Annotated in this window: 23 protein-coding genes; 9 read left to right on the top strand and 14 right to left on the bottom strand. The window is 32.9% G+C overall.

Features of this window, described 5'->3' with window-relative positions; all coding sequences use genetic code 11:
- Positions 1-53: 53 nt before the first annotated feature.
- Positions 54-329, top strand: coding sequence for a stage V sporulation protein S (locus tag BUB65_RS06260; RefSeq protein WP_073073297.1), 276 nt, complete (start codon positions 54-56; stop codon positions 327-329).
- Between the two features lie 184 nt (positions 330-513).
- The gene (locus BUB65_RS06255; protein ID WP_073073295.1) at positions 514-1,395 is read left to right on the top strand and encodes a DUF1385 domain-containing protein; all 882 of its coding nucleotides are present in this window, start codon (positions 514-516) and stop codon (positions 1,393-1,395) included.
- Here BUB65_RS06255 and BUB65_RS06250 read toward each other — a convergent pair.
- The 10 genes from BUB65_RS06250 to BUB65_RS06205 form a co-directional block, all read right to left on the bottom strand.
- Positions 1,297-1,977, bottom strand: a complete 681-nt coding sequence (locus BUB65_RS06250) for an MraY family glycosyltransferase (RefSeq protein WP_234946824.1) — start codon at positions 1,975-1,977, stop codon at positions 1,297-1,299. The two genes, BUB65_RS06255 and BUB65_RS06250, sit on opposite strands and share 99 nt — an antisense overlap.
- A 190-nt stretch (positions 1,978-2,167) precedes the next feature.
- A complete protein-coding gene (locus BUB65_RS06245; protein WP_073073292.1) occupies positions 2,168-3,052 on the bottom strand; it encodes a phospho-N-acetylmuramoyl-pentapeptide-transferase in 885 nt (294 codons plus the stop codon).
- Positions 3,053-3,073: 21 nt separating this feature from the next.
- Positions 3,074-3,475: a hypothetical protein gene (locus tag BUB65_RS06240; RefSeq protein WP_234946820.1), complete on the bottom strand. Its 402-nt coding sequence runs from the start codon at positions 3,473-3,475 to the stop codon at positions 3,074-3,076.
- Entirely contained in the window at positions 3,475-4,953 is a 1,479-nt protein-coding gene (locus BUB65_RS06235) for a UDP-N-acetylmuramoyl-L-alanyl-D-glutamate--2,6-diaminopimelate ligase (protein ID WP_073073346.1), read from the bottom strand. Before BUB65_RS06235 ends, BUB65_RS06240 begins: the two co-directional genes overlap by 1 nt.
- 66 nt (positions 4,954-5,019) lie before the next feature.
- Positions 5,020-5,919 (bottom strand): GTPase Era, encoded by a 900-nt coding sequence (gene era / locus BUB65_RS06230; protein WP_073073291.1) that lies wholly within the window; start codon positions 5,917-5,919, stop codon positions 5,020-5,022.
- A 1-nt stretch (position 5,920) separates the two neighbouring features.
- Positions 5,921-8,290 carry a phenylalanine--tRNA ligase subunit beta gene (gene pheT, locus BUB65_RS06225; RefSeq protein ID WP_073073290.1) on the bottom strand — a complete coding sequence of 790 codons (2,370 nt, stop codon included), beginning with the start codon at positions 8,288-8,290 and terminating at the stop codon, positions 5,921-5,923.
- Position 8,291: 1 nt separating this feature from the next.
- Positions 8,292-8,954, bottom strand: coding sequence for a hypothetical protein (locus BUB65_RS06220; RefSeq protein ID WP_073073288.1), 663 nt, complete (start codon positions 8,952-8,954; stop codon positions 8,292-8,294).
- 11 nt (positions 8,955-8,965) lie between these two features.
- Positions 8,966-9,577 carry a glycerol-3-phosphate 1-O-acyltransferase PlsY gene (plsY, locus tag BUB65_RS06215; RefSeq protein ID WP_073073286.1) on the bottom strand — a complete coding sequence of 204 codons (612 nt, stop codon included), beginning with the start codon at positions 9,575-9,577 and terminating at the stop codon, positions 8,966-8,968.
- A 32-nt stretch (positions 9,578-9,609) separates the two neighbouring features.
- Positions 9,610-10,677: a non-hydrolyzing UDP-N-acetylglucosamine 2-epimerase gene (wecB, locus tag BUB65_RS06210; protein WP_073073284.1), complete on the bottom strand. Its 1,068-nt coding sequence runs from the start codon at positions 10,675-10,677 to the stop codon at positions 9,610-9,612.
- Positions 10,674-11,780 (bottom strand): MFS transporter, encoded by a 1,107-nt coding sequence (locus tag BUB65_RS06205; protein WP_159429138.1) that lies wholly within the window; start codon positions 11,778-11,780, stop codon positions 10,674-10,676. The genes wecB and BUB65_RS06205 overlap by 4 nt, the downstream gene beginning before the upstream one ends.
- Positions 11,781-11,886: 106 nt before the next feature.
- On the opposite strand from BUB65_RS06205, the gene BUB65_RS06200 reads away from it, so the two are divergent.
- The 3 genes from BUB65_RS06200 to BUB65_RS06190 all read left to right on the top strand — a co-directional run bounded on the left by BUB65_RS06200 (position 11,887) and on the right by BUB65_RS06190 (position 14,925).
- Positions 11,887-13,134 carry an ABC transporter substrate-binding protein gene (locus BUB65_RS06200; RefSeq protein ID WP_073073282.1) on the top strand — a complete coding sequence of 416 codons (1,248 nt, stop codon included), beginning with the start codon at positions 11,887-11,889 and terminating at the stop codon, positions 13,132-13,134.
- Between the two features lie 64 nt (positions 13,135-13,198).
- Complete coding sequence (locus BUB65_RS06195) at positions 13,199-14,119, top strand: carbohydrate ABC transporter permease (RefSeq protein ID WP_073073280.1); 921 nt, start codon at positions 13,199-13,201, stop codon at positions 14,117-14,119.
- Complete coding sequence (locus BUB65_RS06190; RefSeq protein ID WP_073073278.1) at positions 14,116-14,925, top strand: carbohydrate ABC transporter permease; 810 nt, start codon at positions 14,116-14,118, stop codon at positions 14,923-14,925. The genes BUB65_RS06195 and BUB65_RS06190 overlap by 4 nt, the downstream gene beginning before the upstream one ends.
- 31 nt (positions 14,926-14,956) lie before the next feature.
- Here the strand turns inward: BUB65_RS06190 and BUB65_RS06185 are convergent, their stop codons facing one another.
- The 4 genes from BUB65_RS06185 to BUB65_RS06170 form a co-directional block, all read right to left on the bottom strand.
- Positions 14,957-15,700, bottom strand: a complete 744-nt coding sequence (locus tag BUB65_RS06185) for an amino acid ABC transporter ATP-binding protein (protein WP_073073275.1) — start codon at positions 15,698-15,700, stop codon at positions 14,957-14,959.
- Complete coding sequence (locus tag BUB65_RS06180; protein ID WP_073073273.1) at positions 15,697-16,347, bottom strand: amino acid ABC transporter permease; 651 nt, start codon at positions 16,345-16,347, stop codon at positions 15,697-15,699. The genes BUB65_RS06185 and BUB65_RS06180 overlap by 4 nt, the downstream gene beginning before the upstream one ends.
- A 50-nt stretch (positions 16,348-16,397) precedes the next feature.
- The gene (locus BUB65_RS06175) at positions 16,398-17,147 is read right to left on the bottom strand and encodes a basic amino acid ABC transporter substrate-binding protein (RefSeq protein WP_073073271.1); all 750 of its coding nucleotides are present in this window, start codon (positions 17,145-17,147) and stop codon (positions 16,398-16,400) included.
- A gap of 87 nt (positions 17,148-17,234) precedes the next feature.
- Positions 17,235-18,467 (bottom strand): molybdopterin molybdotransferase MoeA, encoded by a 1,233-nt coding sequence (locus tag BUB65_RS06170; protein WP_073073269.1) that lies wholly within the window; start codon positions 18,465-18,467, stop codon positions 17,235-17,237.
- Positions 18,468-18,621: 154 nt separating this feature from the next.
- Between BUB65_RS06170 and BUB65_RS06165 the strand changes: the two genes are divergently transcribed.
- From BUB65_RS06165 to BUB65_RS06150, 4 genes are read left to right on the top strand one after another with little or no spacing between them, the layout of a single operon-like run.
- Positions 18,622-19,077 (top strand): MOSC domain-containing protein, encoded by a 456-nt coding sequence (locus BUB65_RS06165; protein ID WP_073073266.1) that lies wholly within the window; start codon positions 18,622-18,624, stop codon positions 19,075-19,077.
- On the top strand, positions 19,074-19,994 hold the full coding sequence (locus tag BUB65_RS06160) for an extracellular solute-binding protein (protein ID WP_073073264.1): 921 nt from the start codon (positions 19,074-19,076) through the stop codon (positions 19,992-19,994). The genes BUB65_RS06165 and BUB65_RS06160 overlap by 4 nt, the downstream gene beginning before the upstream one ends.
- 1 nt (position 19,995) lies before the next feature.
- Complete coding sequence (locus tag BUB65_RS06155; RefSeq protein ID WP_073073261.1) at positions 19,996-20,661, top strand: ATP-binding cassette domain-containing protein; 666 nt, start codon at positions 19,996-19,998, stop codon at positions 20,659-20,661.
- Positions 20,633-21,409 carry an ABC transporter permease gene (locus BUB65_RS06150; RefSeq protein ID WP_073073260.1) on the top strand — a complete coding sequence of 259 codons (777 nt, stop codon included), beginning with the start codon at positions 20,633-20,635 and terminating at the stop codon, positions 21,407-21,409. The genes BUB65_RS06155 and BUB65_RS06150 overlap by 29 nt, the downstream gene beginning before the upstream one ends.
- Positions 21,410-21,413: the final 4 nt, after the last annotated feature.

The following is a 21,413-nucleotide window of genomic DNA, read 5'->3' as shown; positions in this document are numbered from 1 at the left end:
TTACCCATATTAACAGTCATATTAATTTTTTCTACAAGGAGGATGGTATATATATGGAAACTTTGAAAGTCAGCTCAAAATCAAACCCCAACAAAGTTGCAGGAGCGATTGTAGGTTCTCTTACCAAAAACGAAAAACTTGAAATCCAAGCAATAGGGGCAGGAGCTGTCAATCAAGCATCAAAAGCGCTTGCGGTAGCAAGAAGGTTCTTGTCTGAAGACGGAAAAGATCTCTTTGCAGTACCAGGTTTTATTGAAGTAGAGATTGATGGAGAAACAAGAACAGGTATTTCTTTCAAGGTATATCTTACTACAAAGAAAGCTGAGTAATACGGGATAGTGAGTTATTGAATGGTGTATTTCTATTTTAGAGATTATGTAACTATAGGCGAAAGAGAAAAACAAAAAGATGAAGAAAATTTCGCCGGTTTTCTGTTATTAGTGGAAAACAACAAAACTTTAATATTTTAATATATGGGTGCTTTAAGCACCCTTTATTTTAGGAGGTAGAAACATGAAAGTTGGTGGACAAGCAATAATCGAAGGTGTCCTCATGATGGGCAAAAAGGTTGCAATAGCTGTTAGAGATAAAAAAGGGGAAATAGTAACCGAAGAACTCGGTAAAATTAAAAAAACCAAGTATCTAAAAATACCATTTTTAAGGGGATTTTTTAGCTTGTATTACTCCCTCTACTATGGAATGAAAGCACTTGATAGATCAGCAGAAATTTCTTCAGGAGAAGAAATGAAAAAATCTGATACTTTTATTTCCATTCTCATTGCTGTTGTAATGGGAATAGGACTTTTCATTCTTCTTCCAGTTTGGCTTACAAATATGTTAGGTGTTAAAAACAACGAATTTTTATTTTCCATTGTCGATGGATTTATCCGCCTTGGTTTATTTCTTCTTTATGTTTGGATAATATCTTTTCTTAAAGATGTTAAAAGGGTTTTCCAATATCACGGAGCAGAGCACAAAACAATACATGCGTATGAACATGGAGAGAAACTCACACCGGAAAATGTTAAAAAGTATACAACCATACATCCACGTTGTGGAACTAACTTTGTAATGATCTTCCTCATTGTTGCAATATTACTATTTAGTCTTTTTGGAATATGGAAACCTTTAACTGGTTGGGAAAGAGTAATAATTAGAATTATTTTTATTCCCATCGTAGCTTCTTTGTCATATGAACTTTTAAAAGTTTTTGACAAATTTCCTTTTTTAAGGTTTTTATCTTTTCCAGGGTTACTTCTTCAAAAACTTACTACTGCAGAACCTGATCTTTCACAATTAGAGGTTGCCATTGCTTCCCTTAATTTTGCGTTGGAAGATGAACAAGGAAAGACAAATGAAGATGTAGAAGAAAACTCCGTAGAGTTTATGGGATAACAAAATAAAAAGAACTGAGAGAGTGTATGCAAAAAACAAAAAAGTAATGTTTCCAAACCTTTCAGAAAATACATGGTGAAGGTGCTTTCTATCCGGCAAGAATGGACTCTTGCCGGATATAATTCTTCTTAAAAAACTTGAGATAACTTCATATGCAGGGTACCCAAAGAATACTGTAAGGAAAACTAATTCATTATTTTGCTTTGAAAGGAAAGTTAAAAGCAAAAATGACGAAAGAAGTGTCCCGGACTCTCCCATAAAAAACTTCCCGAAAAGGTTAAAAAGATAAATTGGAAGATAAATAAATGATAGGTTGTAGCTTTTTAAAAACAACGAGTAAATCAAAAACACACCCGTTGAAAGTCCGTTTAAACCATCAATCATATTAAACCCGTTTACAATAGCTATAAACCAGAAAAAAGTAAATATTTTTACTAAAATCCCGTTATAACCAAAAAGCGTAAGATTTGTATTTAAAACAAATATTAAAGATATAACCGATTCAAACAAAAACTTTGATTTATAAGATAAATTCTTTACATCGTCAATAAGTCCAAAGAAAAATGAAAGAAAAACCCCCATAGAAAACAACACATTATCGCTTATTCTAAACAAAAATAAAAGTGAAATAAATAATATTATACCACCTATCTGTGGAGTGGGGGTGTGATGATTTTTTCTTGAATCAGGATAATCAAGAAGAAATTTATACTTTCTAGCAAAATAATAAGTAAGAAAAGTTACAATAAAAGGGATAACTACATTCAAAATTTCACCAACTTAGAATCATATACGAAACTGCTATAACAAGGTTTATTGCCGAAAAAACACCTACGATCTTTTCTTCCTTCCAACCGATTAGTTCAAAATGGTGGTGAATAGGAGACATTTTGAAGATCCTTCTTCTAAACAATTTATACGAACCCACTTGTAGTATAACACTGAGTGTCTCTACAATAAAAATGGAGGATGAAAATGCAAGTTGCGTTTCAGCGTTATAATACAAAGCAAAAGTTGCAAGAAACGCACCAAGCGCCAAAGAACCTGTATCTCCCATGAATATCGATGCAGGTCTGGTATTGAAAAGTAAGAAAGATAAAACAGTTGCAACTACAAGAAGAGAAAACTTATCTTTTAATAAAAAAGCCATTGGAAGGATTGATGTTACCCAAACCCAACCTGCAAGGCCATCAAGACCATCCGTTAAATTTACAGCGTTTGATGCTCCAACTATTACAAAAACCCAGAAAAGATAAAAAGTAAATCCTGAAACTTCTTTTCCAAAGATTGGTTTAACATCAGTAAAAGAAATAATAAATATTGAAAATAAAACTTGTAAAAGAAATTTTTGATAGGCTCGAAGACCCAGTGCGTCTTTCTTCTTTATACTTGCGAAATCATCTATAAAGCCAACAATACCAAATAACGCAAGTGATAAAATTAACACTAGAGGCGCCCTCATTATTATTCCAAAAATTGTTGAGATAATAACAAAAAGAATACCACCTGCTGTTGGTGTTCCCGTTTTATAATTATGAAGATCGGGCCCCTCTTTCCTTATATACTGTCCCAATTTATACCTTCTCATTATCTTAATGTATATTGGGAACAATATACTTGTAATTACAAAAGCTAAAATAATATAAACTGCTTCCATACACTTCTCCTTTTCATGGCTTTATAATATTTTCTCAATTACAAAAAGGGAAAGCAGAAAATGAAGAATCTCATCTTCATTTAACTTGTTTTTTAAAACATAAATACCTTTTGTATCTCCTATTTTGAAGATATACCTATATATTGTTCCGTCAGTTTTAAAATCTAAAAGATGATAATCACCACTATTTAACGAAATAGTATATTCTCTGTCAAACATAACTGTTATTTCATTATTTTTCTTTATCACTTTTACATCATATTCACCAGGTATATTCACATCAGTATCAGTGTAAATAAAAAATAAATTTCCTGTACTTTTACAGGAAATCTCATTAAAACTTTCAATACTTACACATTCAATGGGAACACCAAGAAAACTTTTTAGTTTTTCTTGGTCGATATTTACAAGAAGCACTTTCATCATTTAAATGTCTTTTCTCCTTTATTTATTTTCTGAAAGATAATATCTATTGCAACATCCCTATCTTTAAATGGCTTCTTGTAATTGTCATCAAATATTTGATATGGTTCATGACCTCTACCTGCAATTAAAACAACATCCCCTTTGTTAGCAAGAGTAATAGCAGTTTCAATTGCTTCTCTTCTATCAACTATTGAAAGTGACAAACTTCCTGGTACTAATCCCTTTTCTACATCCTTAATTATTTTATTAGGATCCTCACCACGAGGGTCATCAGTAGTAATTATTGCAATATCGGAATACTTAGAAGCTATTTCACCCATCATTGGTCTTTTTCCTTTGTCTGCTTGACCACCAGCACCAAATACCGTTATTATTCTTCCTTTAGAAAGTTTTCTCAATGAAAGAATAATCTTTTCAAGAGCATCGGGGGTGTGAGCAAAATCAACAATTACTTCTATTCCAAGTTTTCTAGCTTCGTGAATAATCTCAAAACGACCATCTACTCCTCTAAATGTTGAAATTACATTTATAACTTCGTCAATGTCATATCCAATTTCAACTAAAGCGGCAAGGACAAGAGTTATATTAAATGCATTATACTCTCCAATTAACTGAGAAGAGATACTTTTTGGACCGTATGGAGTATCTAACTTAAAAAATGTACCTGACCAATTGGTTGTTACTTCTTTAATAACATAATCAGAATTTCTATCTACTCCAAATGTAACTATTCTCACATTGTTATTTTTAATATCTTTCAAATATTCATGATTAACAATTGCAACACCTTCTGGTTTTAAAAGATTTAAAATATGTAACTTTGCCTTTTTATAATCTTCAAATGTTTTATGAAAATCAAGGTGATCTCTAGTGATGTTAGTAATACCTACAACGTCAAACCGTATGCTTTCCACTCTATACTGTGCAAGTGCATGGGATGAAACTTCCATACCGTAATATTGCCCGCCGTTATTAACCGTTTTTGCCATATTTCTCAAAATCTCTATTGAACTTGGTGTAGTGTTATGATGGTAGAATTTATCTCCCATTATATCGTTTAGCACTGTACCACTTATACTTCCCTTGTATCCAAGACTATGCATTATATGATGAAAAAGATGCGTACATGTAGTTTTACCATTAGTTCCTGTAACACCAAAGGTGATAAGTTTTTCAAAAGGTTTTCCATAGAATTCGCTTGCAATAACTGCTTCGGCAATTCGCGAATCAACAACTTGGATATGAGGGAAAAAGCTAGAAACCTCTTTTTCTACAATAAAAACTTTTACACCTTGATCGTACAATTTATCAATAATAGAGTGGGAATCAAAGGTGAGACCCTCACGGCAGATAAAAAGAGTTTCTTCTTTTAAATCACGAGAATAAGAAGAAATGTGTTTTATCTCCGTTTCTAAATCGCAATTAACATTTAAAACTAAAGAATTTAAAGCATTTAACAACTCTTTTATTTTCAGAAATAACCACTCCTTGGAAAATTCCAAGCCCTTTATTTAAAATTATATAACATTTTATTAAATTTTTCAATCTTTAATATCATCTTTCATGCCTATTTCGTTTAAAATAATAAAGTCCTTATCTCTCCAATGTCTTTTTACTTTTACATGTAAATCAAGAAAGATTTTTTGGTTGGTTAGAAACTCCAGTTCCTTGCGTGCATCCTGACCAATCTTCTTTATCATGCTTCCTTTATGACCTATAATAATTCCTTTTTGACTATCCCTATCAACGTATATAATTGCCCTTATATACAAAACTCCGTTTTCTCTTTCTTTAATTTCTTCGACAATAACTGCAACAGAATGTGGAACCTCTTCATATGTATATTGAAAAATCTTTTCCCTTATTATCTCAGAAGCCATAAATGAGAAAGGTCTATCCGTTATCATATCTTCTGGGTAAAACTGAGGACCCTCAGGTATATTTTCCACTATTAAATCCAAAAGTTCTTTTATACCTTCTCCCTTAATAGCTGACGTTTCTACAATTTCAATGCAATTTTTTAATTCACTCCTCATCTTATCTACAAGACTTTCCACTATCTTTTTGTCCACAAGATCAACTTTATTGACCACGCCTATCGTTGGTGTACCAGATTGATTTACATAATCAAAAACAAACTTTTCTGGTTTTCTTATACCTTCTTTGGCATCAACTACAGTTAAAATCAAATCAACCCCCTTCAAGGCAGTCACAGCTGCCTTGACCATATATTCACCAAGTCTATATAGAGGTTTGTGAATTCCCGGAGTATCGACAAAAATTATCTGATACTCATTTGTAGTATGAATTACGTTAATTCTATTTCTTGTAGTTTGCGGTTTATCAGAAACAATTAATACTTTTCTTCCAACTATAGCATTTACAAGAGAAGACTTTCCAACATTTGGTTTACCTGCAAGAGCAACAAAACCAGACTTCACGTTACACCTCCTCGAATCTTAACTTAATTGGATACTTTTCAGTTAATTTCTTCTTTATACTTGTCCATATTTCATTTATTTCATCCTCGCTTAAAGTTTTCTCATTAGATCTAAATACACAATACACAGTAACACTTGTAAATCCCTCTGGAATTCCTTTTCCTGTGTAAATATCTGAAACACCTGCTTCTTCCACATAGTTATATTCAAACAATTCATCGATTATTGTACCCATCTTAAAACTTTTTGGTACAAGGAAAGAAACATCTCTTCTAACAGAAGGATACACAACACTTTCTCTGTACGATGGAACTTCTTTGTAATTTTCGTACAAATCTTCCGTTGAAAGTTCAAATACATATATTTCATCCTTCACATCGTAAAATTTGTCCGCAATTTCGGGATCTACCATACCAACAAAACCTATCTCTTTTCCATTCAGTATAACTTTCGCCGTTCTAGTGGGAACAAACCCTGGAATATCAGCTTTTTTGTATTCAAATTTTACTCTTAAAATACTAGACAGGTTATCAATTATTCCTTTAAAATTGTAAAATGTAAATGTTCTATAATCAGTATAATCGTATTTGTTAATTCTTCCCACAGCAACGGCGGCTATTTTTTCAATATCCACAGGATTTTCGCTTGTTCCTTTAAATACCTTTCCGATTTCAAATAACTTCACATCTCTGTTTTGTCTTTTGTAATTGTACGATAGAGAACCAAGAAGGCCATATATTAATGTAGGTCTCACAACATCCATCTCTTCGTTGATTGGGTTCTTAATTTTCACCTTTTCGTTTACAAAATTCCATCTATCAACTATTGCTTCCGAGACAAATGTTAAAGTTATTGCTTCACTGAATCCCTCAGAAATCATATGTTCTTTCAATTTGTATCTTAACTTTTGTTTCTTAGTTCTTCCAGTACCACCAACTAAAATCCTAAATGGTTCACCTTCAAGCATATCGTTTCCGTATATCCTTGAAATTTCCTCAACAATATCTATAGGTCTTTCAACATCAAAATATCTAAAGGTAGGAACAGTAATTTTCCAAGATTTTTCATCTATATCTTCAACTTTAAACCCAAGTCTTTCAAGAATTTTTTTCTGAACATTTTCATCAATATCTTCTCCAATTACTTTAACAGTTAAATCTTTTGGGTAATTTATCACTCTTGGTTCTATTCTCTTTGGGTAAACATCAACAATGTTTGTTGAAATACCTCCAGCAAGTTTGTACAATAACTCTGAAAGTCTGTTTATAACATACTCAGAATCATTAGGATCAACTCCTCGCTCAAACCTGTAAGAAGATTCCGACATAATACCATGGTTTTTTGCAGTCTTCCTTATCCTTACTGGATCAAACATAGCAACCTCAAGTAATACATCTGTTGTATTTTCATTAACTCCACTTTCTTCCCCACCCATTATTCCTGCAAGTGCAAGAGGTCTTTCGCCATCGGTAATCAGAACTTCATCTCCTGTAAGTTCATACTCCTTTCCATCCAAAAGAAGAATTTTCTCACCCTTTCTTGCGTCTCTAACAACAATCTTCTTACTTGAAAGAAGGTTCAAATCAAAAGCGTGCACGGGATGTCCTGTTTCAAGTAAAACATAGTTTGTTATATCAACTACGTTATTTATTGGTCTAATTCCAGCTGCTATAAGCCTTCTTTGAAGCCAAAGAGGACTTGGTTCAACTTTTACTCCCTTTACAACTCTAGCAGTATATCTCCAACATCCTTCACTTTCAATCTCAACTGAAACATCACAGTCGCCATCTATTTCAAAAGTACCTTTTGGCATTTTTAAATCTACATCAAAAAGTGCAGATACTTCCCTTGCAAGTCCTATTACACTCAAACAATCTGGCCTGTTTGGTGTAATTTCAACGTCCAAAACTTTGTCATCTAATTTCAAATACGAAATTATATCCGTGCCCGGTTCTAGTTTTTCCTTAAATCTATACACTGAATCAGATTTTTCTTCTAAACCCAATTCTTCAAGGGAACACATCATTCCTTCTGATAAAATACCTCTCATTTTCCTGGGAGTAATTACTAAGTCACCTAGTCTTGCTCCCTCAAGTGCAAGGGGAACTATATCTCCTTCTTTTACACTTAAATCTCCCGTAACAATTGTCTTTATCTCATTACCAATATCTACTTTACAGACAATAAGTCTATCAGCATTTGGATGCTTTTGAACTTCTATTACTTTTCCAGCAACTATCTTCCCAGAAACATTGAACGGAGATATCATCTCCTCTATATTATTACCACTCAGACTGAATTTTTCGGCAATTTCTTCAGCAGATGCGGAAACATTGACAAAATCTCTTAACCACTCTATTGAAAGCCTCAACTTACGCCACCTCCGACTTCTTTGATCTCTTAAAATTCCACACTGATCCAAGTATTACAAGTGCTAAAAACACTCCTATGAAAATTGAAGAGTATAATGGTTCTGTGATTTTCTCTTCAATGTTGTTACGTGTAATTAACCCAACCACAACTGCGCTTAAAGTTGCTGAACCTACAACAATGGACATTATTGAAATAACTTCAGAACTCTTTTTTGTTGAAATAATTCCACCAATTAACCCCAAAATCACTCCTATTAAAGCGGTAATATATAACGGATTAAAATTAAGTTGTATATCAAAAAATTGAATAGTAAAATCTGCAAGGTAGTATCCTATAATACCAACAACACCAAATCCTGCAATAAACACAAAGGATTTATACAAAGCAAACAACACGGCAGCAACAATCACACCAAACACTAACATTGAAATTTGATAATACGCTGGGTCTGTAAGCAATTCGTTAAGTTGAGGAAATTGGTTTAATAAGACGGGGAATAACACATTTATACCTAGTAAAAATCCAAGTAAGGCTATAGAAATTTTTTCAACAAACTTTGCCGCAAAAACCAAAAATATACCAATAATTAAAGAATAATACCAGTATTCTATTACAGGCCTTAAATAAACCAGCAAACCTTCTGGAATAATGGTATTTTCCATTTACAAACCCCCTATCCCTTTTTTCTGCTTCTAATCTTAAGGAAAATGTCAATTACATCCGTTTTTCGCTCAGCACCATTTACTAACCTTTGAATATTTGACCTATGTCTTAAAATAGAAAATAATGAAAGCGCAAGAAAGATTAACCAGTAATCTTTACCTGCTAAAAGTGTAAATATACTTGCACTTAAAAGTGCAATAATTGAAGCTAATGATACATATTGAGTTACACCAACAACTAAAAGCCATATCCCAAAGAACACGGCTCCAGATAAAGGATAAACTCCAAAAAACATCCCAAGGGTAGTCGCTACACCCTTACCTCCTTTGAATTTCAAATAAATTGGAAAGCAATGACCAAAGACTGCAAAACTTCCCGCCAAAAGCTGAGCATTAATTCCCAAATCTTTAACGATCAATACCACAACAAATCCTTTAAAAATATCAAGAAAAAACGCAATACCACCGTATAAGGCTCCCGCGTTTCTTAGTACATTTGTGCCACCTACATTACCACTACCTGTTTTTCTGAGATCAATTCCTTTAATCTTTGCAATTATAAAGCTAAAAGGAATTGCACCAATAAAGTATCCCAAAAGGATGGGAAAAAGATACTCTCTCACTTTGTACCCCCTTTAACCTTTCTACATTAAAATTATAACACAGCTTCCAAAATTCGTATTGATGCTTTACCATCACCAAAAGGATTCCTTGACTTATCAACCTTTACATTAAAACCTTTTACAAGTGCCTTAAAAACCGATAACTTCTCAGTTCCAGCCAAAATGCCGTACCCACTTTCAATTAGTTCTGGTCTCTCCGTGGTATTTCGGCATACAACGACAAATTTTCCAAAACTTGGAGCTTCTTCCTGTATTCCTCCACTATCAGAAGCTACAATCCTTGCACCTTTTAACAAACTCAAAAATGAAATATAATCCACCGGCTCAAGTAAAATTGCTTTATCATATTCTCCAAGTACTTCATTTACCACCTTTCTTACTTTTGGATTCAAATGAACGGGAAATACAATTGGTAAATTGTATTCAATGGAAAACTTCTTTATACCTTCTAAAATATTCTTCATCTTTTCTCCCCAATTTTCTCTTCTATGTAAGGTAACTAATATATAATCATCTTCACTTGTATACTGTTTTCGTATAGAATCAAGATCGAATTTTTCTTGAACGTAAATGAGTGAGTCTACAACTGTATTACCAGTTACAAGAATTCTATCTTTTGAAAATCCATCTTTTAACAGGTTCTTCTTTGCGTTTTTTGTTGGGGCAAACATTAAATCGGACACTTGATCAATTACCCGTCTATTCATCTCTTCAGGAAACGGATCTCGCAAATTACCGCTTCTAAGACCGGCTTCAATATGACCAACCTTTATTCCCATATGAAACCCAGACAACGCTCCAGCCATTGCAGTTGTAGTATCTCCTTGGACAAATATCCAATCCAATTTTTCTTCCTTAATAATTTCTTCCAGTTTTACTAAAACTTTTGCAGCTACGCTATTTAAAGATTGATTTGCTGTCATGATGTTCATATCATAGTCTGGAGACATATCAAATACTTTTAACATCATATCCATCATTTCCCTATGCTGAGCTGTAGCTATTGCAACCACATTTATTTCCTTTTCTTTTGCCTTTAAATACACTGGTGCTATTTTAATTACCTCTGGCCTTGTGCCAAAAACAATCCCTATCTTCAACCTCTATTCCCCCTTTTCCACAAAAGTTGAACAATCGCTACTAATATTAACCCTACAAGAGGCAAAACAAACATTGCGGGAATGCTAAAATCAGAAAGAAAACCCATAGAGTATGAGAACAAAATCCCACCTATTCCTGTAGAACCATATGTAACACCATTCAACAACCCGACTTCTTCCTTGTTTAAATTCATATTAGCATATCTTTGTATCATTGGAAAGGTAGATCCCATTGTAAAACCAACCAAAGGGAAAATATAAGCATTTTTGGTTAATAGCATGAAAAATATTAAAAACGATGCAAAAAACGTAGAAAAAATTGCTATCTTTTTTTCACTTATTAATTTTAAGACAAAGTCGCTTAAAAACCTAGAAAGTGTATAAAAAATCCAAAACATACTAATTACGAGAGCAGCCTTGTCTTCAGAAAAACCAAAATGTATAAACAAATTTGAGGACCAAGTAACAAGCCCTATTTCACTTCCTGAATACAGGAAAAAAGAAATAATAGAAATAAAAAATACGGGCTTTAAAATTGTTTTCTTTATCTTATTAAACTTCATAGTTTCGTATTTTGCATCCGGCAGTTTTATAAAAATATTCCAGATAAAGATTATTATAACTACCAAAAAATATCCCATATACAAATACCTATAACTAAAATTGCTCTTTATTGAAAAAGAAACCAACGTTGGGGCGACAATCCCTCCCAAGCCAAAAAATGCATGTGTTAAGCCAAAACGAGGATTTTCAAGGTGAATTAATAATGTAGTTAGAGATGTAAAAAGAACGGCAGTTGAAGCTCCGGCTAAAAATGAAGCTAAAATTATTCCAAAAAAATTTTTTGAAAATGAAAAGAACAAAAGTCCCAAAAACAACAAAAAATAACCAAAATAATTCGATTTTTTTAATCCAAACTTTGAAACCAAAATCGACATTAAAAATGAAAAAATCGTCGTTCCGAGAACTCCGAATACAGGGATATATGAAGAACGCGAAATAGAAATTCCAAGATAATTTTGGAAAACTGGCATCAGAGGAGCAGTAGAGTTAATTATAATGGAAGAAATAAAAATATTTATTATGACAAAAATTTTTCCCACAAAATCACCTCTTCTGATATTTTATCATACACTTTATAGTTTTGTAATTTCAACTAAGATTTGTGATAAAATAATATCGTTGAACACTCAAAAGGGAGGTGTAAAGATGAAACGTTTCGTTATTGTTCTTGCCGTTATTATCTTTTCGTTCAGCATTTTTGCCGCTGAAAATGCTTTAGAAATTTTCAGTTGGTGGACAGGTGGCGGGGAAGAAGAAGGTCTTTTAGCGCTTTTTGATTTATTCCATAAATATTACCCGGATGTTGAAATCATTAATGCAGCAGTTGCAGGTGGGGCAGGTACAAATGCAAAAGCTGTTTTAAAAACAAGAATGCTCGGAGGAAATCCACCAGATTCATTCCAAGTACACGCCGGAATGGAATTAACAGATACTTATGTAATTCCTGGACTCATGGAACCAATTACCTGGATATTGAAAGATATGGGCGTTTTAGACAAATTTCCAAAAGACTTAATAGATATCGTCAGCTACAAAGGAGAAGTTTATTCCATTCCCGTGAACGTTCACAGAGCAAATGTGGTATTCTACAACAAGAAAATTGCCAAAGAAATTGGAATGACTAAGGAACCAACAACTTGGGCAGAATTTTTGATGTATCTTGATAAAGCACAAAAATTGGGATACACGGGAATAGCCCTTGGTGACAAAAATAAGTGGACATCATTACACTTATTTGAAAGCATTATGCTTTCCGAGCTTGGTCCAGAGAAATACAACAAACTCTGGAAAGGTGAAGCATCATTTAACGATCCTGCAATTAAAAATGCTTTAGCAATTATGAAAGACGTATTGAAATACGTCAATTCTGACCATTCTGCTCTTACATGGCAAGATGCTACAAGGCTTGTTTTTGAGGGAAAAGCATTTGCAAACATGATGGGGGACTGGGCCGAAGGTTATCTTAAAACACTTGGTTGGAAACCTGGAGTAGACTTTGGATGGTTTGCTCTTCCTGGAACCCAAAATGCGTTCATGCTAGTCTCCGATACTTTCGGACTTCCAAAAAATGCTCCTCACAGAGAAAATGCTATTAAATGGTTAAAATTATTGGCAACAGTGGAAGCACAAGACATATTCAACCCAATCAAGGGGTCAATTCCCGCAAGAATCGATGCAGATAAGTCAAAATATGATATTTACCTACAATGGTCAATGAAAGATTTCTCCACCAAAACAATATGTCCTTCAATAATTCACGGTTCTGCAGCGCCAGAATCCTTTGCAACAGCATTAATGGATGCAATTAACATTTTCGTTACAGAACAAAATGTTGACAAAACATTTAAAGAAATTCTTTGGATTGCTGATGATAATGGTTACGTAACAGATTAAGCATCTCAATAACATAATTGGGGCGGAATCTTCCGCCCCAGCTTTTATAAAGGGGTGAAAGATTTTGAAAAAGAAAAATCTTGTTATAGGAATATCCGTTTTAACACCCTCAATAATTGCAATCGCAATATTTGTATATGGCTTTATTTCATGGACATTAAGAGTTTCTTTTTCAAATTGGAATAGCTTTTCGGCACTTTTAAGAGGTGAATACAAATTTGTAGGCTTGAGAAATTATATTAGGTTGTTTCAAGATACAAGATTTCAGATTGATCTCTGGAACACTTTATTTTTCACAATATTTTTCCTTTTCGGTACAATTGCACTTGGAATTTTAATGGCTATCTTGGTTGATAGAGGTTTAAAAAGCTCCAGAATTTTCCAAAACCTCTTTCTTTTTCCAATGGCTATTTCATTTGTTGTTACAGGTACCGTTTGGAGTTGGATATTTGCTCCAGGAACTCTTCCTAACAACCCACAAGGTCTAAACCTTTTATTTCATAAATTGGGACTTGATAACTTGATGTGGGGTTGGTATACCTCGACTGATTCTCTAAGAAGGTTTAATCTTGCCCTCATTCCTGTTATTATCGCAGCAATATGGCAATTATCTGGTTATACTATGGCAATGTACCTAGCAGGACTTAGAGGTATTCCTGATGATATTATCGAAGCTGCAAAAGTTGATGGAGCCTCCAACTGGAAAATATTCTGGCAAATTAAAATGCCACTCCTTACACCAATTACTTTAAGTGCTTTAATAATATTGGGACATATCTCATTAAAAATATTTGATCTTGTATTTGCAATGACCGGTAGTGGCCCAAATTTCGTAACTGATGTCCCTGCAATATACATGTTCGAATTAACATTTAGAAGCAATAGATATGCATTAGGTTCCGCAATCGCGATTATTATGCTTTTACTTGTTGCAGTAGTAATCGTACCATACCTTGTCACCAGTCTGAGAGGTGAAAAAAGATGAGGAAAATAATCACCTATTTTTTTCTAATTCTTATTTCTGTGTACATACTTATTCCTCTTTACGTGCTTCTTGCTACTACTTTTAAGCCTTTGCAAGAAATTGGTATGTCAGACATGTGGAAGTTACCTAAAGATTGGTCACTAAGTGGCTTTATAAAAGCATTTCAAAAACTTGGGCCAAATTTAAAAAATAGTTTTTATCTTACGATTCCAGCTACTATAATCTCTTCGTTTATTGGTTCAATAAACGGATATGTTTTTTCAAAAATAAAGTTTAAATACGCAAACCTTGTTTTTGCAATAATACTCTTTGGAATGTTTATTCCATATCAAAGTATATTATTCCCGTTAATTAGGTTCTTACAAAGTATAAAGTTATACGGCACCATTCCCGGTTTAATCTTAGTTCATGTAGTATACGGAATACCCATCACCACACTTATTTTTAGAAACTACTACAGTGAAGTACCCAATGAACTTGTAGAAGCAGCATACATGGATGGTGCAGGATTTTTTAAAACTTACACCAAAGTTTTATTTCCCATCTCAATCCCAGCATTTGTAGTGGTTATAATCTGGCAATTTACAAATATTTGGAATGAATTCTTATTTGCAGTAACTGTTACCAGTAGCCCTGATAAACAACCTGTAACTGTTGCTTTGGTTAATCTTGCGGGAAGTCAAGTTATTGAATGGAATGTTCAGATGGCAGGAGCTCTTTTAACCGCTCTACCTACTTTAATAGTATACATTCTTCTCGGAAAATACTTCATTAGAGGACTTCTTGCAGGTTCAGTTAAAGGTTAATAAAAAGGCAGGGTTTAAAACCTGCCTTTTTTTATAAAATATGTCTTAAAAATTCTTTGGTTCGCTGATTCTTTGGGTTTTTCATAATCTCATCTGGTGTTCCTTCTTCCACTATTACCCCTTTATCAATAAATATTATTCTATCTGCCACCTCTTTTGCAAATCCCATTTCGTGAGTTACCACAATCATCGTCATCCCAGATCTTGCAAGATCCTTCATAACTTCCAAAACTTCACCGACAAGTTCTGGATCAAGTGCAGATGTTGGTTCATCAAAAAGCATAAGAACAGGTTCCATCATCAAAGCTCTTGCGATTGCAACTCTCTGTTTTTGGCCTCCCGATAAGTTATCTGGATATGCTTCAATTTTCTCTATAAGACCTACTCTTTCTAAAATCTTTTTTGCTTTTTCTATAGCTTCTTTTTCAGGAATTTTTTTCACTTTTGTGGGTGCAAGAATTAGATTTTCTAAAACTGACATATGAGGAAACAAATTAAAATGCTGAAATACCATTCCTATTTTTGTCCTTATTTCATTTAAATTCGTAGTGTGCCTATCTATTTTTTGCCCCAAAAAGATTATCTCTCCCTTTTGATAATCTTCAAGATGATTTATACACCTTAAAAAAGTACTCTTTCCTCCACCACTAGGTCCAATTATAACTATTGTTTCTCCCTTTTCTATTTTCAAATTTATTCCATTCAAAACATTCAAATGTCCAAAACTCTTGTGTAAATCTCTAACTTCAAGAACAACATTTCCTTGTCCACTCATGCTACCGCCATCCTTTTTTCTACGTATCTTACTATTCTAGAAATTGTAAATGTCATTATAAAGTAGATAACGGCAATTCCAAAATATATAGAAAAAGTTTGAAATGTTCTCGTTATTACAAACTGTCCCCTTCTCATTAGTTCTGTAACTCCAATAACAGAAGCAAGAGAACTGTCTTTTGTAAGTGTTATGAACTCATTGCCAAGTGCCGGCAATATATTTTTGAAAGCTTGAGGAAGTATAATATATTTCATAGATTGCCAATGTGAAAGTCCCAAGGATCTCGCGGCTTCATATTGACCTTTTGAAATTGATTGGATTCCTGCCCTTACAATTTCAGCAATATACGCTCCACTGTTCAAACCAAGAGCCACAATTGCAGCTGGATAAGCTTGTAGTTGAATACCAAGTTGAGGAAGACCAAAATAGACTATGGATATTTGAACTAAAAGAGGTGTCCCCCTTAAAAATTCAACATATACAGTTGATGGAATATTTATAATTTTTATTTTAGAAAGCCTTCCCATTCCTATAAAAGTTCCAATGATAAGTCCAATTAAAACAGCAAAAAAAGTAAGTTTTAAAGTATCCCAGGCTCCTAATAAAAGAAAAGGTAAATTCTCAAATACAACCGATACTGCTTCCATATTATTACAACCCCTTTCTTTAACAAAAACAGGCAGCTCTGCTGCCTGTGTTATTTAGTTTCCTCAAACCACTTTTCGACTAACAAATCATACGGACTTTTGAAAAGATTCGAAACAACGGTGTTAACAAATTCAAGTAATTCTGTGTTTCCCTTTTTTACACCAATTCCATATTTTTCTCCTGTATCAATAATAGCGGAAACAACAAATTTTGGAAACGTCTTTACATATGCATTGGCAACTGCTTCATCGAGCACTACAGCATCAACTCTTTTGTTTTGTAATTCCAAAAAGGCATCTGTAAATTTTTGAAATCTTGTTACCATTATTTCTTTTATATCTGATACAACAAGATCTCCCGTTGTACCAAGCTGTACTGCTACTCTCTTTCCTTTAAGATCTTCCAATGTTGCGGGCATAAATCCTTCATTTCCTCTCACAACAATTGCCTGATTTGCATTAAAGTAAGGTATTGAAAAATCAATAACTTTTGCCCTTTCTTCAGTAATCGTCATTCCAGCAACTATTAAATCAATCTTGTCGGACATTAATGCTGGAATCAAGGAATCGAAAGGAAGATTCACAATTTCAAGTTCCACTCCAAGTTCATCGGCTATTTTTTGAGCAATATCAATATCAAATCCGACTATTTCATTTTTTTCGTTTACATATTCAAATGGCGGAAATGTTGGCTCTGTTCCGATAATAAGTTTTCCTCTTTCTTTTATTTCAGCAAGTGTTCCAGAAAAAATAGTTCCAATAATTAACACTGCAACAAACAAAGCAACCCATTTTTTCATAACTATCCCTCCCTTGTAAGATGTATTAATCAAAAATCATATATTATTATTTTATCAAAATAAAATTTGTAAAATAAATCGCAAAAACTAACTTCTCCATGAATAAAATTCGCATATTTCATTTTTATAAATAATTTCCTTATTTAAAGGAATTCTAATAAGTCCATCTGCAAATTTCATTGGTGAAGCAATTCCCGACTCTCCGAAAATCGGTTGAGCTAATATCTCATTACCTTCATTTCTTAATTTTACAAACACAAATTTTTCCCTTCCAGAAGTATTGGGTATATCTTCTGTAACTCTTACATAACAGGTCAGTTTTGGTAAAAAATCTTCATGTCCAGAAATTTTCTTCAAAACCGGAATTAAGAAAAGATAAGAACTAACAATAAAGGAAGTAGGATTTCCAGGTAATCCAAATATCAACTTCTTATCAGTTTTACCAAATATAACTGGCTTCCCAGGTTTTACTTGAACTCCGCTAAACAAAACTTCTCCAAAATATTCGATTGTTGATAATGCATAATCTCTAGCCCCTACAGAACTACCACCTGAAAGAACTACAACATCTCCGTTTTCAAGTCCCCATTTTACCGCTTCTTTAAATTCTTCCGGATCATCCTTAACTACTTTATATTTCCTTACATCATAACCAAGACTTTTCAACCAAGCCATTAACGCATATGAATTACCATCTCTAATTTGAGTTTTTATCCTTTTCTCCGAAGGTTCAATTATTTCATCTCCCGTTGGAATTATACAAACAGATGGTTTTTTGAAAACTTTTACTTTTGTAATACCCAAACTCAGTAAATTATGTATATGTCCAATATTTATCGTTTCCCCTTTTTTTACTACCAAACTTCCTTTTTTCACATCTTTATCTTTTTTTATAACATTCTCACCTGAAACAACTGGTTTATATATTTCAACGTTTCCATTAAATTCTTTAGTATCTTCAATCATTACACAAGCATTTGCACCTTTAGGTAACATTCCACCTGTTGGAATCCTAACACATTCTCCTGAACTTATTTCTTCCTTAAATTCTTCTCCCATATAAATTTCTCCTACAACTTTTAAAACTACCGGTGTGCTTTTATTTGCATTAGTAGTATTCTCAGCAATAACTGCATAACCATCAACTGTAGATTTATCAAAACCTGGTAAATTTTCAGGTGAATATACATCTTCAGCACTTGCATATCCAAGGATTTCCTCTGTACCTAGCTCCAAAACTTTCGTTCTAACCACTAATTTATCAAAAAAATCACTGTATACCTTCAACCTCGGAATAAATGTGTGAAATCTATCTTTCATATGATAACCTCCTTTTGTTGAATATCTTTAAGTATTCAGGAAAATGTTTAAAATAATTATACTATAATTGTTTTTCTACAAAAAACACCTATTTTTGATAAACAATACAGTGATATAATAGTAAAAAGGAAATTTTTAATTTGGAGGGAGTATCTTGTTCAAAAGCTATATTATTTCTATCAATATATCCGAAAAGAAAGGTGAAACAAAAAAACCAGTTGATAAAGCTATATTAAAAGAAAATTGGGGCATAATTGGTGATGCCCATGCCGGGAATTGGCACAGACAAATATCGATGCTTTCAGCTGAAAGTATTGAAAAGATGAGAAAATATGGTTATGAAATAAATTATGGAGATTTCGCAGAGAACATTACAATTAAAAACGGGGAAATTCACAAGTTCCCCATTGGAACTAAGGTCAAAATAGGCAATGCCTTACTTGAAATTACCCAAATTGGCAAAAAATGTCACCTGTCTTGTGCTATTTCCAAAAAAATAGGGAAATGTATAATGCCAATTGAAGGAATATTTTTGAAAGTGATTAAAGGAGGAGAAATAAAAATCAACGATGAAGTTATATTCTACCTTGAGGAGGAACAAAGCGCATGAAGAAAAGTGTTATTTTACTGTTATTATTCTTTGTAATATTAAATATTTACGCAGAAGACCTGATAATTTTTCATGCAGGTTCATTAACAAATGTTCTTCACGAACTTTCAAAGGCATTTGAACAAGAATATCCAAAAATAGATGTAAAACTAGTAGCAGCAGGTAGCTTAGTTGTTGCAAGGAAAATAACTGAGTTACATCAAATAGCTGATCTTGCCTTTGTAGCAGATTATACTATAATACCTGAATTTCTTTATGATCATTATGCAAATTACAATGTGGTATTTTCCAACAATAGTATCGTTCTTGCATACACGAACAAGTCAAAATACTGTGATTTAATAAACAAAAATAACTGGTATGAAATAATTTTCAAAAAAGGAGTCTTATTTGGCCATTCAAATCCTGATCTAGATCCTGCAGGATATAGAACGTTGATGGTAATGAAGTTAGCTGAAGATTTTTATTCAAAAAATGAGTTATTTGAAAAATTTATAAATGCAAAAAATAAATTTATCCTTAAAAAATCAATTGATCTTGTTGCATACCTGGAAGCAGGTGAATTAGATTATGCATTTTTGTATAAATCTGTTGCCTTTCAATATAATCTAAAGTACTTAGAACTTCCTGATGAAATTAATCTCTCTTCAGATGAATATAAAGAAAATTATAAGAAAGTATCCGTAGAAGTACCAGGTAAAGATGGTAATCCCATGAAAATTTTTGGTAAACCCATCAATTTTAGCTTTACTATTCTCAAAAATGCCCAAAACAAAAAAGCGGCAATTGAATTTGTAAAATTTATGTATTCAGATAAAGGAAGAAAAATTTTCAAAGAAAATGGTATGGAACTGTTCGTATTGGTAGATAATCCTGATAACTTACCAGAAGAGTTGAAAGAAATATGGGGGTTCTAAATTGGAATTACAAATTCAAAATTTAAAAATTGAAGTTGGTAATTTCAAACTTTATGTAAATAATTTAAAAGTAAATCCAGGTGAATACGTTTATATATTAGGACCTACTGGTTCGGGGAAAACATTGTTACTTGAAGCCATTGCTGGATTTGTTACTCTAAAGACTGGTAAAATATTATTTAATAACCAAGATATTTCGATTCTTCCGCCTGAAAAGAGAAATATAGGTTTTATGTATCAAAATTATCATTTATTTCCACATTTAAATGTCAAAAAAAACATAGAATTTGGCTTAAAAATGAAAAAAATTAAAGATCCAACATTTTTCAACTATATCGTAAACAGGTTCAATATTTCACATATATTAAATAGAAAAGTCCAAAATTTATCTGGCGGGGAAAAACAGCGAGTTGCTTTAGCAAGGGCACTAGTAACCAAACCAAAAATATTATTACTTGATGAACCTTTATCAGCGTTGGATCAGGATATAAAGATGGAAATTTTGGAATTGCTACACCAGTTATGTCAGGAATATAATCTAATTTGTATTCACGTAACTCACGATAAAAGTGAAATAATCGGGGATTGTGCAGTGTACAGAATTGTTCATAGTACACTAAAAAAGGAGAAGAGTGACAATGTTCAAGTACCTAGTTATGATTATTAGCATAATCTTTGTTTTGAGTATAATATTACCATTTTTGACAGTTTTCTTAAATGTAGATTATCACCTACTTATAGAAATTGCAAAAAGCAAGGAGTTTATTACTTCAGTAAAAATAACATTTTCAGCAGCCTTTATCGCCACATTAATTGCTATTTTCTTTGGTACACCATTTGCATACTTTGTAGCGAGATATAATTTCCCCTTAAAATCTTTTCTAGAAGCAATTGTAGATATTCCGCAAACTATTCCACACACAGCTGCAGGTATTGCTTTATTACTAACGCTAGGAAGGGCTTCCTTAATTGGCAAAGGCGCAAGTATATTTGGTATATCGTTTGTTCAGACATTTTGGGGTATTGTTGCAGCAATGGGATTTCTTAGTTTTAGTATATATGTTAGTTCTGTAAAGGATGGATTTAAAAAGGTTGATATAAGGTATGAAAAAGTTGCACGTTCTTTAGGGGCAACTCCTTTTAAATCTTTTTTTTACGTTGCCCTTCCTTTAGTTAAACACGAAATGATAACTGGATCTTTATTAATGTGGGCAAGAGGTATTTCAGAATTTGGAGCTGTTGCTATTTTAGCGTACTATCCAATGACATTATCTGTTTTAACATACGACAAATTTCAAGGATATGGATTAAACCAAGCGTTAGCTTTAACAGCCTTGATATTTATCATATCCATGATTATTTTCGTAATTATAAGAATTGTTCAAAATATTTGGAAATACACAGAATCGAGGTAGTAAA

Source organism: Thermosipho atlanticus DSM 15807 (genome assembly GCF_900129985.1).
Classification (GTDB): domain Bacteria; phylum Thermotogota; class Thermotogae; order Thermotogales; family Fervidobacteriaceae; genus Thermosipho_A; species Thermosipho_A atlanticus.
Note: the sequence above shows the minus strand (reverse complement) of the source record. Positions and strands in the feature narration are given on the sequence as shown.

Coding starts and splice junctions, on each gene's coding strand:
- BUB65_RS06250 (WP_234946824.1), bottom strand. CDS start 1,977: ATGGGGGTTTTTCTTTCATTTTTCTTTGGACTTATTGACGATGTAAAG.
- BUB65_RS06255 (WP_073073295.1), top strand. CDS start 514: ATGAAAGTTGGTGGACAAGCAATAATCGAAGGTGTCCTCATGATGGGC.
- BUB65_RS06190 (WP_073073278.1), top strand. CDS start 14,116: ATGAGGAAAATAATCACCTATTTTTTTCTAATTCTTATTTCTGTGTAC.
- BUB65_RS06245 (WP_073073292.1), bottom strand. CDS start 3,052: ATGGAAGCAGTTTATATTATTTTAGCTTTTGTAATTACAAGTATATTG.
- BUB65_RS06220 (WP_073073288.1), bottom strand. CDS start 8,954: ATGGAAAATACCATTATTCCAGAAGGTTTGCTGGTTTATTTAAGGCCT.
- BUB65_RS06150 (WP_073073260.1), top strand. CDS start 20,633: ATGTTCAAGTACCTAGTTATGATTATTAGCATAATCTTTGTTTTGAGT.
- BUB65_RS06180 (WP_073073273.1), bottom strand. CDS start 16,347: ATGGAAGCAGTATCGGTTGTATTTGAGAATTTACCTTTTCTTTTATTA.
- BUB65_RS06170 (WP_073073269.1), bottom strand. CDS start 18,467: ATGAAAGATAGATTTCACACATTTATTCCGAGGTTGAAGGTATACAGT.
- BUB65_RS06200 (WP_073073282.1), top strand. CDS start 11,887: ATGAAACGTTTCGTTATTGTTCTTGCCGTTATTATCTTTTCGTTCAGC.
- BUB65_RS06160 (WP_073073264.1), top strand. CDS start 19,074: ATGAAGAAAAGTGTTATTTTACTGTTATTATTCTTTGTAATATTAAAT.
- BUB65_RS06185 (WP_073073275.1), bottom strand. CDS start 15,700: ATGAGTGGACAAGGAAATGTTGTTCTTGAAGTTAGAGATTTACACAAG.
- BUB65_RS06175 (WP_073073271.1), bottom strand. CDS start 17,147: ATGAAAAAATGGGTTGCTTTGTTTGTTGCAGTGTTAATTATTGGAACT.
- BUB65_RS06260 (WP_073073297.1), top strand. CDS start 54: ATGGAAACTTTGAAAGTCAGCTCAAAATCAAACCCCAACAAAGTTGCA.
- BUB65_RS06240 (WP_234946820.1), bottom strand. CDS start 3,475: ATGAAAGTGCTTCTTGTAAATATCGACCAAGAAAAACTAAAAAGTTTT.